Below are 14,921 nucleotides of genomic sequence, written 5' to 3'. Positions count from 1 at the left end.
TATCAGGATTTCTCCTTCTTTTATACTACATACTATCTGCAGCTTATATAACAATCAAAACCCTTAAAATACCAGACTTGCCTTTAAATCAGATGATACTAATAGCAGCCTTATATGGAATAAACAAAACAATTCCGAGCATAAAGAAGGTGGCTAAAAATGCTGTCAATTCTATTAAAACTGGTGAATAAAAGGTTTATTTTATATGGGATTCTAATTGCTCTAATAGCAGGTGTATTTTTATATCAAAAGTTAAAAATAGAACAGCTAAAAAGAAATATTTCACAAATAAGATTGCAGTCCCAGCAGATAGATCAGGAGTTAAAACTTTGTAAATCAAACAATAAAACATTCTTAGAAAACATAAATTCAAAAGATAAAGTAATTAAACAACTGCAGCAGAACTTAAAAAACAATCAAAAACTCTGTAGAAAATTATTAAAGAGCAAAGACAAGCTCATATCAGACCTGCAAAAATTAAAGCAAAGCGAACCTAAAGATATACAACCAAAAACAATCGTAAAGAAAAATTGCAAAATAAAAATAGAAACCAGAGAGGCTTTAAATGAGAAAGATATTATTTTTAATGTGCTTAACAGCATTGGTAAGTAGCTGTGGGGTTAAACAGCAACCCAAAATAGTTTACAAATACATAGAAAAGCCTGTTTATATAGAGTGCCAGAAGCCTGTTATTCCTGAAAAACCAGAGTTTACGCCTTATCAGATATTCAGAGTAAAGTTTGAAAATAAATACTATTATTGTGCAGACACAGAAAACGCAAAGATAATATCTGAAAATTGGTTGAAGTATAAAAATTGGTGTGAGAGTTTGAAAGAGAGTTTAAAAAATGAACAATAAGCCAGATATTATTATCAAATGTGATTTTTGCAAAAAGACCTATAAAGGCAGAGATATTTTCCACTACAGTGGTTATGTTGACGGAAAACTCAAAAACCACCTTCACATTTGTAGAAATTGCTTCAGAAAGCTGGGCTTAAAACTTCAAAGAATAATCTCAAAATAAATCAGAAATTTTTCAAACTGTCCCATTTTTTTCGGACAAAGTGAAAACCAAAAAATCATGTGTCTGGGACACCTTTTTGATTATTGAGTATCAAGAGTTTGCGAAGGTGGGGGTGTCCCATTTTTTTCGGAAATTATAGTAGTTTAATGGCGGAGGGTGAGGGATTCGAACCCCCGGAGGGCTGTTAACCCTCAAGTGATTTCAAATCACCCGCCTTCGTCCGCTCGGCCAACCCTCCGCGTGAGAGAGTATATATTATAATATCTTCTAATAAAAAATCAAGGAGAGAAAAATGGAAGACCTTATTATAAATATATTTGAGGAAAGTGCCTCATTAAAAAAGGAGTTTGTTTATAAATATTCAGAGCAAATAGCTGCATTAGGGATATTAATGGCAAAAAGGCTCAAAGCAGGATACAAGGTTCTAATATGTGGAAATGGTGGTTCTGCCGCAGATGCACAGCATTTTGCAGCTGAGATAGTAGGAAGATTTGAAAAGGAAAGGAAAGGATATCCTGCCATAGCCCTAACAACAGATACATCAGCTTTAACAGCCATTGGAAATGATTATGGTTTTGAATATATATTTTCCAGACAGGTTGAGGCTTTAGGGCAGAAAGGGGATATTCTGATAGGGATATCCACCAGTGGAAATTCTGAAAATGTGATTAATGCAGTTGAAGTTGCAAAAAAGTTAGGAATATTTACAGTGGGCTTTTTAGGTAAAGATGGAGGAAAGCTAAAAGATATTGTTGATACAGCTTTTATCGTTCCCCATAACAGAACGGCAAGAATTCAGGAGGTTCATCTTACACTAGAGCATGCATTATGTAATGTAATAGACCTTTATCTAACTGGAGAAATACAGGAATAATTACTGCAGAGAAATAATCTTTGTTTCAACTTTTTGGCGTATATCTTCCGGAGTATTAGGGTCTTCGTAAATTTCCTGATATATCTGCATTGCAGAGGCTTTATCATTTAGTTTTTCGTATATTCTTGCCAGCCCAAGTTTTCCTTCAATATATCCAAGGTCAGCAAGTGTTTTATAAATATCCTTTGCAACAAGTAGTTCATTTTGTTTTTCATAGAGCTTTCCTAAATTTTCAAGTATATCTTTATTTTCAGGATGTAAAAAGTAAGCCTCTTCAAGAATAGCCTGGGCTTTTTTCATATCACCCTGTTTCTCGCTAATTTTTGCACTTAGAATAACGGCCTGAATATCGTCTTTATTTATTTTTAGATACTGGTCTAAATATCTTTGGGCTACTGAAAATTTACCGGTTTTAAAGTAGTTCAAGGCAATTCTGTATAAAACTTCTGGATTTTTTTTGGATATGCTCCAGATTTTTTTATATAGCCTGATCGCCTCATCATAATTTTTATTAAGTTCAGCTGTTTTGGCTTCTTGTAGTAATCTTTTATACTTTGACGCTGGCTTTTGCTTCCTGTATGAGAGCTTTGGAACGGAGATACGTTTTAATCCAAGGGATATTTCCTTATGAATAGTTGAAACATTTATTTTAAAATCTATAGCTTTTGGGACAAATGTTATTTTAGGTTTTTCAAGGGCTTCAGGCTTGTTTTCTGTTTTTATATTTGTTTCTACTTTAACAGATTTTTCCGGAGGTATTTCTTTTTTAGCTATCTCTTGCTGATGTAAATTTTCTCCAGTGTTTTTCTCAGAATTTTCTTTAAGTAGAAAATAAGCCACAGTAGCATAAACAATTAGTGTAGAAATCCCAAGTGCGATTAGAGCAATATATTTTTTTCTTTTCCTGGGTTTAACCTGACTAAACGGGTGTATATCAGCTAAATCCTGTTCTATTCCATTTTCTTCTTGTGGGGTTTTGCTTAAAAATTTTCCTATTTTACTCATTTTTTTCCTTTTTCTTTTAATTTTATCTAAAAAAATCTTCTAATTAAAATAAATGCAATTACAGAGGCTATACTTCCCATTATAAAAGGAGCCTCGGGATTTATTGTATCCCATAAATATCCTGCAACAACCCCTGCAAGTAGAGATGAAAATCCTACAATAAAGTGATAAGTTCCAAATACAAATCCTTTTCTAAATTTTACCTTTTTCCCTACTGTAGCCCATATTCCAATCTCAAGAAATGCATCTGCAAAAGCAAATATTATAAATCCCATTATGGATAAACTAATCATCAGCAGATGAGATATAAAAAATAAAAAAATTGTCAGATATAAAAACCTTTTCTCTCCTAATCGGTCATAAAATTTTCCACTTAAGTATGAAGCTATAGCTATTATTATTGTAAATATAACATAGATGCCGACTGTTTTATATTCACTAAGTGTCTGGTCATATACTTTTAGAATATAAAAGGAATAACCAAAGTTTGCAAAAGAGAGAATAAAAAATAAATACAGGTATTTTGGGAAAAACATTTCCCAGGATATTATGGGAATTCTATATTTTTTTGTCGGAGGTCTGTATTCCGGAAGAAAAAGGATAACAATCCCTGCAATTAATAAGGGAATAATACTTAAATAAAAATATTTTTGATATGGCACATCAAGGAATAAAGCAGTATAAAGGAATGCAACAAGGATACCCAAAAGTCCCCCGATACTCTCAATAGCCCTGTTTATGCCGAAGGTTTTTCCTAAGCTTTTTTTCTTTTCAGAAGACAAGATTGTGTCTGAAATAGGCACTATTGTGCCATCAGATACAGAATCCAAGATTGTTCCCATTAATATATCATCCCATTTTTTACCAAATATGAAATAAAATCTTGCGGCTATGGACAGAAAAATACCTGTTAGTAAAAATTTCCTTTTGCTGAATATATCAGACCAATATCCTGAAAGTATTTTCACAAGATTTGACACAAGATCATAACCACCTTCAAGAATACCTATAACTACCATAGAAACGCCAAGAGAATTAACAAGGAAAAACGGCATAACTGTAAATGTCATTTCATAGGATAAGGAAACCAGAAAAGTAAGTATATTTATTATTGCTATTGCAGATATTTTCCTTTTATCCATAATGTTTTCTTATCTGTGTTTTTGTATAATGTGAAAAATAATATTTTATAAGGACGGGAAGGATGAAACAAATAGGAATATGTGTCGGGTCTACCAGACCTAACAGAGTAAATTTTTTATCTGATGATATTGTCAGAATTGGTCAGTTTGTTGTCCTGAAATATAACGAAGAAGGAAAAGATAAATCTCTCCTTGGAATGATACAAAGTTTAGAGAGAGATAATCCTTATCTATCAGAATCAATAAGAACACCACAGCAGGCCAAAAGCATAAAAAAATTCTCAGAAAAGGAGAATATCCTTAAAGGAGAAATCCAGATATTAGGTGAAATTATAGATGTTGGTGATGAGGTTTTTCTTCAGATACCAAGAACACCTCCTTTACCTGCATCAGAAGTCTATGAAGCTAACCCAGAGCTTTTAAAAAAAATATTTGGTGCAAAAAGCAAAAAGTTTGTAAGAATTGGAAGGCTACTTTCAGAAAAAGAAGAAGTTCCTGTGTATGTCGATATAGAACAGATAGTCCTCAGACATCTGGCTGTTCTTGCTGTAACAGGTGCAGGAAAATCAAATACAGTTTCAGTGCTTTTGAAAAATATAACAAATTTAGGTGGAACTGTTGCTGTTTTTGATTTTCACGGTGAGTATACAAAATCTAAAATCACAAGAAATGGAAAATCAGTAATTAACCATATACAGCCTCTTATTAACCCTGCACTTCTTAAACCTAAAGAATTTGCTTCTCTTATAGGAATAAAACCAAATGCTTATGTCCAGTTCAGATATTTCCGAATTGCCCTTGAATACACAATAAATAAATTCCTTGAAGAAAAAAGAGAGCAGTGGCAAAACCATACAGACACCCAGCAGTTTTTAAACAGACTTAAAGAAAATCTTGAAAATATGGCAGACCCTGAAAGTGAAATAGGAGGCTACATAAAAGGAAAGATCAGAGAAGACTCACTTTTTGAGGTTATAAATAAGTTAGAAGACCTGGAACTTGAACTTGGACATATAGTGAAGTTAGGTGTTCCTCCACTTATAGACAATATTAAACCGGGAATGATAAATGTATTTGATTTTTCAGAATTAGATGAAGATGTGGCAGATGCTATAGCCTCAAATATTCTCAGATGGGCTTTAGAAGAAAGGAAAAAAGCCGTTAGGCAGGGAAGTTCAAGACTACCTTTCCCGCTAATGATAGTAGTAGAAGAAGCACATATACTTGCAGGAGAAAAAAGGAATACAGAAGCAAAATACTATCTTGCAAGGATAGCAAGGGAAGGTAGAAAGTTCGGCTTAGGCGTAACCGTTGTAACCCAGAGACCAAAAGGTCTGGATAAGGAAATACTATCCCAGATGAATAATATGATTATTCTTAAACTGGTAGAACCGGAAGATCAGAAGCATGTCCAGAGAGCCAGTGAAGCTTTATCACAGGAACTTATGGATTATCTGCCGGGTTTAAACCCTGGAGAAGCAATAATAATAGGAAATATGACAAAAATCCCTCTCCTTGTAAAAATTGACAAAGCAGAAGAAAAAATTGAAGGAAATGATATTGACGTAGTAGGTCAATGGGAAGAAATTTTAAAAGAAGAAGGCAATAAAGTTGAAGACATACTATCTGAGCTGGATAATCTGTGATGTTTAAGGATAGAGAGGAAGCGGGCTTACTACTGGCAGATCTACTGAAAAATTACATAGATAATCCTGAAAATACAATTATTTTGGCTATTCCACGGGGTGGAGTGCCTGTTGCTTATAAAATTGCAGAAAAGCTGGGTATCCCATTTGGGATGATAATTGCCAAAAAAATAACCCCTCCAGACAACCCAGAGGCAGCAATTGGAGCAGCAACTCCAGATGGGACATATATACTCTCTCCTTATGCTTATGGGTATCCTTATATTGAAGAGGCAATACAAAAAGCCATAAACGAAGCCAGAAAAAAACTTGAGAAATATGCAGATGGTAAAGAGCCAGATGTTGAAGGAAAAATAGTGATCATTGTTGATGATGGAATAGCAACAGGATATACTGCAATGGCTGCAGGGAAGTCTGTAAAAGAAAGAGGAGCTCAAAAAGTAATACTTGCAGTTCCTGTATGTCCTGTAGATAGCATATCAAGAGCCAGAGAAATATTTGATGAAGTGATATGTTATCATAAGGTAGACACACCATTTTTTGCAGTTGGTGCGTATTATCAAGACTTTCATCAGGTTCAGGATTACGAACTTTTTGAATATCTGCAGAAAGCCAAAGAAAAAAATTTATTGGTTCAATAAGGAGGAGAAAAATGAAAAAATTAACAGTAGCAGCTACGGTATTATCAGCAGGTTTACTTTTTTCGTGTGGACAGCCCCAGTATACAAATGTGGAAATGTCTCCTAAAAAAATTAAAGTAATAAAAGATTTCGGTGAAGATGCGGCTCAGATGCTCCTCCAAGAATTAAAGGCTGAGCTGAAAAAAGCCCTTAAAACTAAAGGCCCTGTAGGAGCTATTGAAACCTGTTCCAAAAAGGCAATGGAAATAACACAGGAAGTTGCCGAGGATTTTGGAGATATAGAGATAAAAAGAACAACATTTAAATATAGAAATCCTAAAAACAAACCTGATAAATATGAAGCTGAAGCACTTAAATTCTTTGAGAAAACATATAAAGAAACAGGTAAACTTCCTCCTTACTATATACAGAAGCTAAAAGGAGAATATAGATATTACAAGCCATTGAAAATACAGGGTGTATGTCTTACATGCCATGGAGATCCAAAATCAATGGATCCAAAAGTAGTAAAAAAATTAAAAGAACTTTATCCTAACGATAAAGCAACTGGATACAAACTTGGAGATTTCAGAGGAGTTATTAGAGTTTCTATTCCTGAAGATGTGATTAAAAAGTCCTGCTTATAATATAAAACGAAGCCCTGTTTCCAGGGCTTTTCTTTTATTTTTTTAACTCTTCTAAAACAATTCTATCAAATTCTTTAGCCTGAACTGTATCCCCTGTATGTTCAAAAGGTATTTTACCTGTTACACTTGTACCGGGGAATAGATTATCCACAACCTTTTCAACATTTAGTTCAAATACAGAAACCGGGAAAGGAAGTTCTTCTATTTCATCAACGATAAGCTTTGTATTTCCTGAAATACTGAGGGCAAAACCTTCTCCAAAAACTTCTATGCTGGCATAAGGGTTTGATTTTAAGTTTTCTGTTGAAAAACTATCTTTACTTAGAGCAAATCTTACCGTGCTGTTATCTTTGGCAATAAGCCATGTTATAAAAGTCGTATAAGGCTTATTATCTTTGCTTGTCGCAAGGACAGACGGGGTTAAATCCTGCAGTTCAGGTAAAACATTATCTGGAATAAATTTTTCTGCCATTGTTCTTCCTCCTTTTTAGATTTAAATATAGTAATCCCTTTTAGGAAGAACAATGGTTCATATCACAAAAAACGTATAAAGGAAACAGTATTACACTGTTTCCAGTTCTATCTTTTCTATATTGGTTGCAGCTTCGTTTACAGGAACGACTCCCCTTTCCGCAACCTTCTCATCAACTCTCTTAGGCTTGAGAACTTTTAAGATATATTCCATTGCTTTGAATGTTTTTTCCTTTCCACCGCAAGTATAAACATCTATCGCAGCATAGCCATGCTCTGGCCATGTGTGGATTGAGATATGGGATTCTTCAAGAAGGATTACACCTGTTGCACCATGTGGATAGAACTGATGAAAGTGGGAAGATAATTTGCTTAGACCTGCATACTTGACTGCTCCTTCAAGGAGCTCTCTTACATCTTCGACATGATCAATTTTGTCGAACTCCACTCCGTAAAGGTCAGCTAAGATATGCAGTCCGAGGGTTTTTTCCATTTTCTATCCTCCATTTTTGTTTTTTCAATTAAAAATCGCGTCGGGCTACAACTGCCCATGACAAAAAACCTCCTTTAAGGTTTAATAAAATTTGCAGCAATATATTATATGTTAGCTTTAAATTTTTTTGCAATATTAAATTAATCATACCCTGTGAAAAGGCAATAAATTTTGATAAGTTATTAATCCACAAAAATTTATACAGGTAAGAGATTATGGCAGATTTGAGACAGCTTATTAAAGAAAAGGTTCTCGTTATAGATGGTGCTATGGGAACAATGATTCAATCTATGATTGTTCCTATGGATGCCTGGCAGGGAAAGGTTGGCTGTAATGAGGTTTTAAATGTTGGAGCCCCTGATATAATCCGTTCTATTCATGAAAAGTATGCACAGGCAGGGGCAGACCTTATAAAAACAAATACATTTGGGGCTTTGCCTTGGGTTTTAGAAGAGTATGATATACCAGACAGAGCCTATGAGCTTGCGAAAGCCGGAGCACAGCTTGTAAGACAGGTATGTGATAAATACTCAACTCCGGAAAAACCAAGATTTGTTGCAGGTTCTCTGGGACCTGGAACAAAACTGCCTTCACTTGGACATATCCATTACGATGAGATGTATGAAGGATACAAAATAGCAGCAAAAGGCCTTATACACGGCGGGGTTGATGTATTCCTGCTGGAAACATTTCAAGACCCATTACAGATAAAGGCTGCTTTACATGCTGTTCAGGACGCAGCAAAAGAGGAAGGAAGAGATATTCCTGTTATGGTTTCGGCTACAATTGAGCTTTCTGGAACAATGCTTATTGGAACAGATGCCCAGACCCTTGCTGTCATTATGGAACCTTTTGATATTCTCTCCCTTGGTTTTAATTGTGGAACAGGACCAGACCAGATAGAGCAGCATCTAAAAAAGCTTTCTGAAGTCTGGCCAAAGCCTATATCTATACACTCAAACGCAGGTTTGCCGGAAAACAGAGGTGGACATACATACTACCCAATGGGAGCTGAAGAGTTCGCAGAAAAAGAAAGCAGATTTTTAGATATAGATGGTGTTGCTATTGTCGGTGGATGCTGTGGAACAACCCCTGCCCATATAAAAGCCCTTGCTGACAAAGTGGCAGGAAGAAAACCAAAGCCACCAAAAGGGAAACAGCCACGGGCATTAGCCTCTCTATATGGCATACAGTCATTAAAACAGGAGCCTCCTCCATTTTTAGTAGGAGAAAGGACAAACGCAACAGGTTCTAAAAAATTCCGTGAGCTGCTTCTTGCAGAGGACTATGACGCTATTTTGTCTATAGCACAGGAGCAGGTAAAGGCAGGGGCACACGCATTAGACGTTTCTGTAAACTTTGCAGGTAGAGATGAAATAAAAGATATGAAAGAGGTTATCAGCAGATTTAATGAAAAAATCCCTATTCCTCTTATGCCTGACAGCACACAGCCACCTGCACTTGAAACCGCCCTTAAGCTGATAGGTGGAAGACCAATCCTAAACTCTGCAAACCTTGAAGATGGAGAAGAAAAGTTCAATAAGGTTTGCCAGCTGGCAAAAAGATACGGAGCAGCTGTCGTTCTTCTTACCATAGATGAAAAAGGAATGGCAAAAACAAAAGAAAGAAAAGTTGAAGTTGCAGAAAGGATGTATAAGCTGGCAACAGAAAAACACGGATTACACCCGGAAGACCTTGTTTTTGATGTTCTTACCTTTACTGTAGGTTCTGGAGATGAGGAATACAGGGATGCAGCTATCCAGACTATAGAGGCTATTAAGGAAATCAGAAAAAGACATCCAGAAGTTGGATTTGTTCTTGGTATATCAAACGTTTCCTTTGGTCTGGATATGACAGCAAGGAAATATCTAAACTCTGTTTTCTTACACCACTGTGTTCAGGCCGGTCTTACAATGGCAATAGTAAACCCAAAACATCTTATCCCTTATCACAAAATATCAGAGGAAGACAGAAAGGTATGTGAAAACCTGCTTTTCAATAGATGGGAAAATGGGGAAGACCCACTGTTTAAATTTATACAGCATTTTTCAAATGCAAAAGATAGAGACTTAAAAGCGGAAGAAGATGAGCTTAAAAAACTACCTATTGAAGAAAGAATTAAGAAACTTCTTATAGACGGAGAAAAGGAAAAGCTAATACAGGCTGTTGAGGAGGCAAGGCATACAATACCCCCTGAAAAAATCATTAATGAAATTCTGATTGATGCGATGAAAGTTGTAGGAGACCTATTTGGTGAAGGGAAAATGCAACTTCCTTTTGTTCTCCAGTCTGCAGAGGCTATGAAAGCTGCCGTTGATTATCTAAACCAGTATCTACCTAAAAAGAAAAAGGACAAACAAACAACCCTTATCCTTGGAACAGTCAAGGGGGATGTTCATGATGTTGGGAAAAATCTTGTGGATATTATTCTGACTAACAACGGATTTAAGGTTGTGAATATTGGGATAAAAGTTGAGCTTGAAGAATTCCTAAAGGCTTATAAGGAGCATAACGCTGATGCCATAGGAATGAGCGGCCTCCTTGTAAAATCAACCCTTGAGATGAAAAATAACCTTGAAGAGATGCAAAAAAGAGGACTTAAAGTCCCAGTTCTCCTTGGTGGAGCTGCCCTAAATAAAGCCTTTGTTGATGAATATTGCAGACCTATCTATGATGGTCCAATTTTTTACTGCAGGGATGCCTTTGATGGAATAGAGGCAATGACAAGGATTGAAAAATGGGACGGTGTATCTCCCCTTGATACAGATCTGGGATATGACAAAGAGGAAGAAGAGATAGAAGAAAAACTAAAAGAACCTAAAGAAGAAGTCCAAATACCTCCTATTAGCCAGATTAAAATGCCAGACAGAAGCGTTCCTGTCCCTGTTCCTCCATTCTGGGGAAGAAAGATATGGATTTATCCTGAGATGGAAGATAAAAAACTTTACAGGTATATACAGGAACTTGCTTTTAAATGGATAAATAAAGGCGGGCTATTCAAAAGAGCATGGGGATACACAAGGTCTGGAAAAACAAAAGAAGAGTATGAAAGGCTGAAAAAAGAAGAAATACTCCCAGCATTTGAAAGACTAAAAAAACTACTAATAGAAGAAGACCTGTTCCAGCCAAAAATTATATATGGATACTGGCCTTGTAGGTCTGATTTTCCTGAGGAAAATGAAGAAAATAGAGAATGTTCCCTTATTATATTCCCTGAAACAGAAGGCTGGAAAAGAGACGAAGATGCAAATAGGGAACCCCTTGAGAATATAATAGGCACAGCAGAGCTTGTTATGAACTTCCCCCGTTCAACAAAACCACCTTACAGATGTCTTGCAGATTATTTCCACAATGACAGACATGATGTTGTGGCTTTTACAGTAGTTTCTGCAGGGGATAAGCTATCTGAGTATGAAAACCAGCTTTTCAAAGAAGGAAAATACAAGGAATACCATCTTATACATGGTCTTGGTGTAGAACTTGCAGAAGCACTTGCAGAGATAGTCCATAAACAGATTAGAATAGAGCTTGGAATAGCAAAAAATGAAGGAGAAAGCCTTGAAGACGTAAACTGGCAGATTAGGAACTATCAGGGAGCAAGATATTCTCCCGGTTATCCGGCATGCCCAGACCTTAGCTTGAACGAAAAGATATTTGAACTCCTGAAACCTGAAGAGCTGGGAATATCCCTGACAGAAAACTACCTGATAGTGCCAGAACAATCAACAGATGCTATAGTGGTCTATCACCCAGAGGCAACCTATTTTGCAGTTTAAACAAGATTTATTTCTTCAAACCAGGCGAATGCTTTTAACTGGGCAGACATAACATCATTAAGGTGGAGGCCTAATTTTTCAATAATATCTGAGGCCTCTCCTATTTTCCCTTCTTCTGTTTTTTCAACTATAAATAAAAGTTCTCCTAATATACCTTCTTTTTGGGAGATGGCGTTTACAATTTCTTCATCAAGATTTAATTCTTTACCTAATTTTTCAGGGGATACTCCGAGTAATTTATCAACAAGGGATAGGATTCCAACCAGAAAGGCTTTTTCTGTTTCTTCATCAGGAAGACCTATTTGTTGGGCTAAAATTTCCATTGTTTTTCCCCTTTCTGCAGAAACTTCAAGTAATGTTTCTGCAAAAGGCTCACTTTCTCCTGTCCTGTATAAAAATAACAATAACCACTGGAGCAGATTTCTCTGACCCAGTATTGATATAGCATGCCTGATAGAAGTAATCTTACTACGAAAACTGAAAGCTGCCGAATTAACGTATCTTAAAAGACTTATACTCAAATCAGGATTTCTCTTTATTAACTCCTCAATCTCTTTAGGATTGAAATTCTCCCTTACCTTTGTAAAAAGTTCCATTACAGCAAGTTTTGATGGATTTATCTTTTTTTCAACAATAGTGGCAGGTTTAAATATAAAATCCCCTTTAAAATACTTAAATCCTTCATTAACAAGGTCATTGAATTCTTCCATGGTATATATTTCTGTGATTATAGCTTTGTCTTTTAGCATATATATCTGTGAATCTATATCATCAATATTTACGAATATATAGTCAGCGAGGTCTTTAACTTTTTCAAAATCCGAATCATAAACAAAGGAAAATCTAAAAAACTCTTTTTTTAACTCTTTGATAATTGCGATTAGCTCATCACTCAGGGAAAAAGTATCAAGTAAAAATATAATCTGGTCAGCAGGAAGATAATCAAGGATGTCATGGGTAAGTATTTCAGGTTCAACTTTCAAAAACACAGGATAGTTTCCGGAGAGTTTTTTCAGGTCTGTATGAACCAGGATATCTGCTAATTCTTTTACCGATACAGGCTTATCTTCATAATCTTTTATAGACAAAAAATATCCAAAAATTTTTTTGTGTTTATCCAGTATAGGAACTTTGGTAAGGTAGAACTCTCCGGAGAAAGCCATATTTTTTCACTCCTCTTCAAGCTTTAGTCTTATAATTTCGGTTTTTTCTTCTGTTTTTTTAACAAATAATGCCTGAAATAACAATGGACCTTTTGCTACATCATATTTAACAGGCATTCCTGTTGTAAATTTCTGGATTGGTTCTTCAATTTTCATCCCTATTACAGAGTATTTGGGTCCCGTAAGGCCTACGTCTGTAATATAGGCTGTTCCCTTTGGTAGTATCATTTCATCAGCAGTTGCCACATGGGAATGGGTGCCAAAAACAATATCGGCTCTCCCATCAACATAATATCCAAAGGCTGTCTTTTCTGAAGTTGCTTCTGCATGGAAATCCACGATTATATAGTCAGCTTCATCTTTGATTTTTTCATAAATTTCATCAAATTTTCTAAATGGACAGTCTAATGGAATTCCCATAAAAACCCTTCCCATCAAATTAATAACAGCTATTTTTTTGCCGTTTTTTTCATAAATGCCGTATCCTCTGCCAAGGGCTTGGGGGGGATAGTTTGCAGGTCTAAGAAGTTTTTCTTCCTGGTCAATAAACTGGGTAATCTCCTTTTTATCAAAGATATGATTTCCTGAGGTTATTACGTCAATTCCCATAGACAGAAGTTCATCATAAACCTTTTTTGTTAAACCAAAACCACCTGCTGCATTTTCTCCATTTAAAACTACAAAATCCGGTTTATATTTTTCTTTAATTTCAGGGAGGAAGCGTTTTAATGCGTTCCTCCCTGTTCTTCCTATAACATCGCCAATACATAAAAATTTCATTTTCTTTCCTTACCTAAAATTTTATAGGTTCGTTCATAACCCTTTCACCATGAATTCTTTCATCAAGGCCTTCTATCTCATATTCTTTAGGAACTCTGAGGCCAATAATAACATCAACTACTTTAAATATGATTGCAGAAACAATAATTGTATAAATACCAACGGCGATAATACCAATTATCTGTGGCATTAATTGTGAAGCACTTCCATAAATAATTCCGGCAACATCAGCTATATCTGGATTTGCAAATACGGCCAGTAATAAAGCCCCAAGCATTCCACCTACACCGTGAACACCAAATACGTCCAGAGAATCATCATATCCAACTTTGTTTTTTACATATACAACAGCTGTAAAACATACGATACCTGCAAGTATTCCTATAATTAAAGCAGCCCCAAGATCAACAAAACCTGAAGCAGGGGTAATGGTGGCAAGTCCTGCTATTATTCCTGTAAACATACCAAGGGAGGTTGGTTTTTTGAATAATATCCATTCAAGGAACATCCATGTTAAACCACCCATAAATGCAGCAATAGATGTTGTAAATGCTGCTGATACGGCCTGTGCAGATATGCCAAGTGCAGAACCACCGTTAAATCCGAACCATCCAAACCACAATAGCCCTGTTCCTATTGCAACAAGTGCAAGATTAGCAGGTAGCATTATAGGCTCTTTTCTTTTGCCTAATATAAACGCTCCAACCAGTGCACCCAATCCTGATGTTTCATGAACGACAAGACCACCGGCAAAATCCAGTGTTCCTAAATTGGAAAGCCACCTCCACCCCATATCCAGTGGGCTACAGGGAAATAAACAAAAATTCCCCATAATGCAGATACAATTAGCCATGCAGAGAATTTCATTCTTTCAATAAAAGCACCAGCCATAAGGGCAACGGTAATTGCTGCAAATGTCATCTGGAAGAATATAAATAAATAATGGTAAAGATTTTCTGCTGCAGGTGCAGGGTCAGAAGGTTTTATTCCTGATAATAGGAAATACTGCAGATTTCCTATTATTCCGCCGATATCATTTCCAAACGTTAAAGAGTATCCAAATAAAATCCACAGCAGACTAACAACACCAAAGGTTCCAAAAACCATCATAATTGTGTTTAAGATATTTTTTGTTCTGGTAAGACCTCCGTAAAAAATAGCAAGTCCCGGAATAGACATCAGTAAAACAAGGGCTGTTGAAACTAAAATCCAGACATTGTCTGCAGGGGCGATTTTCATTTTTTGCTCCTCCTAACCTTATTATTGATGAGGATAACCT

General features: G+C 35.8%; 16 protein-coding genes and 1 tRNA gene. 8 read left to right on the top strand and 9 right to left on the bottom strand.

Going from position 1 to position 14,921, the window contains the following annotated elements:
• The 3 genes from MVE07_RS09825 to MVE07_RS09815 form a co-directional block, all read left to right on the top strand.
• The coding region (locus MVE07_RS09825) for a hypothetical protein (RefSeq protein WP_297457026.1) at positions 1-191 on the top strand (191 nt) is incomplete at its 5' end.
• Positions 160-612, top strand: coding sequence for a hypothetical protein (locus tag MVE07_RS09820; protein WP_297457023.1), 453 nt, complete (start codon positions 160-162; stop codon positions 610-612). The genes MVE07_RS09825 and MVE07_RS09820, both read left to right, overlap by 32 nt.
• Entirely contained in the window at positions 566-859 is a 294-nt protein-coding gene (locus tag MVE07_RS09815) for a hypothetical protein (RefSeq protein WP_297457020.1), read from the top strand. The genes MVE07_RS09820 and MVE07_RS09815 overlap by 47 nt, the downstream gene beginning before the upstream one ends.
• A 313-nt stretch (positions 860-1,172) precedes the next feature.
• Here MVE07_RS09815 and MVE07_RS09810 read toward each other — a convergent pair.
• Positions 1,173-1,263 (bottom strand) — tRNA-Ser (locus MVE07_RS09810).
• Positions 1,264-1,317: 54 nt separating this feature from the next.
• Here MVE07_RS09810 and gmhA point away from each other — a divergent pair.
• The gene (gmhA, locus tag MVE07_RS09805; protein WP_297457017.1) at positions 1,318-1,899 is read left to right on the top strand and encodes a D-sedoheptulose 7-phosphate isomerase; all 582 of its coding nucleotides are present in this window, start codon (positions 1,318-1,320) and stop codon (positions 1,897-1,899) included.
• On the opposite strand, the gene MVE07_RS09800 is transcribed toward gmhA, so the two are convergent.
• Entirely contained in the window at positions 1,900-2,904 is a 1,005-nt protein-coding gene (locus MVE07_RS09800; protein ID WP_297457015.1) for a tetratricopeptide repeat protein, read from the bottom strand.
• Positions 2,905-2,930: 26 nt separating this feature from the next.
• Complete coding sequence (locus MVE07_RS09795) at positions 2,931-4,046, bottom strand: MFS transporter (RefSeq protein ID WP_297457012.1); 1,116 nt, start codon at positions 4,044-4,046, stop codon at positions 2,931-2,933.
• 62 nt (positions 4,047-4,108) lie between these two features.
• On the opposite strand from MVE07_RS09795, the gene MVE07_RS09790 reads away from it, so the two are divergent.
• From MVE07_RS09790 to MVE07_RS09780, 3 genes are read left to right on the top strand one after another with little or no spacing between them, the layout of a single operon-like run.
• A complete protein-coding gene (locus tag MVE07_RS09790) occupies positions 4,109-5,692 on the top strand; it encodes an ATP-binding protein (protein ID WP_297457009.1) in 1,584 nt (527 codons plus the stop codon).
• Entirely contained in the window at positions 5,692-6,333 is a 642-nt protein-coding gene (locus MVE07_RS09785; RefSeq protein WP_297457006.1) for a phosphoribosyltransferase family protein, read from the top strand. Before MVE07_RS09790 ends, MVE07_RS09785 begins: the two co-directional genes overlap by 1 nt.
• Positions 6,334-6,344: 11 nt before the next feature.
• Entirely contained in the window at positions 6,345-6,959 is a 615-nt protein-coding gene (locus MVE07_RS09780) for a DUF3365 domain-containing protein (RefSeq protein WP_297457003.1), read from the top strand.
• Positions 6,960-6,993: 34 nt separating this feature from the next.
• Here the strand turns inward: MVE07_RS09780 and MVE07_RS09775 are convergent, their stop codons facing one another.
• Both MVE07_RS09775 and speD read right to left on the bottom strand, forming a co-directional pair.
• Positions 6,994-7,431 (bottom strand): pyridoxamine 5'-phosphate oxidase family protein, encoded by a 438-nt coding sequence (locus MVE07_RS09775; protein ID WP_297457000.1) that lies wholly within the window; start codon positions 7,429-7,431, stop codon positions 6,994-6,996.
• Positions 7,432-7,521: 90 nt separating this feature from the next.
• The gene (speD, locus tag MVE07_RS09770) at positions 7,522-7,923 is read right to left on the bottom strand and encodes an adenosylmethionine decarboxylase (protein ID WP_029519866.1); all 402 of its coding nucleotides are present in this window, start codon (positions 7,921-7,923) and stop codon (positions 7,522-7,524) included.
• 215 nt (positions 7,924-8,138) lie between these two features.
• Here speD and metH point away from each other — a divergent pair, with 215 nt between their 5' ends.
• Positions 8,139-11,699, top strand: coding sequence for a methionine synthase (gene metH / locus MVE07_RS09765; protein ID WP_297456996.1), 3,561 nt, complete (start codon positions 8,139-8,141; stop codon positions 11,697-11,699).
• Here the strand turns inward: metH and MVE07_RS09760 are convergent.
• Genes MVE07_RS09760 through MVE07_RS09745 form a run of 4 tightly spaced genes read right to left on the bottom strand, consistent with a single transcriptional unit; the run spans position 11,696 to position 14,881 of the window.
• Entirely contained in the window at positions 11,696-12,862 is a 1,167-nt protein-coding gene (locus MVE07_RS09760) for an HDOD domain-containing protein (protein WP_297456993.1), read from the bottom strand. The two genes, metH and MVE07_RS09760, sit on opposite strands and share 4 nt — an antisense overlap.
• Positions 12,863-12,868: 6 nt before the next feature.
• Positions 12,869-13,642, bottom strand: a complete 774-nt coding sequence (locus tag MVE07_RS09755) for a TIGR00282 family metallophosphoesterase (RefSeq protein WP_297456990.1) — start codon at positions 13,640-13,642, stop codon at positions 12,869-12,871.
• A 13-nt stretch (positions 13,643-13,655) separates the two neighbouring features.
• Positions 13,656-14,435, bottom strand: a complete 780-nt coding sequence (locus MVE07_RS09750; RefSeq protein ID WP_297456987.1) for a hypothetical protein — start codon at positions 14,433-14,435, stop codon at positions 13,656-13,658.
• Complete coding sequence (locus MVE07_RS09745) at positions 14,408-14,881, bottom strand: hypothetical protein (protein WP_297456983.1); 474 nt, start codon at positions 14,879-14,881, stop codon at positions 14,408-14,410. The genes MVE07_RS09750 and MVE07_RS09745 overlap by 28 nt, the downstream gene beginning before the upstream one ends.
• Positions 14,882-14,921: the final 40 nt, after the last annotated feature.

Origin of the sequence: Persephonella sp. (assembly GCF_027023985.1) — a bacterium.
GTDB lineage: Bacteria > Aquificota > Aquificia > Aquificales > Hydrogenothermaceae > Persephonella_A.
The sequence above is the reverse complement of the archived record's forward strand: the minus strand, read 5'-3'. Positions and strand labels throughout refer to the sequence as shown.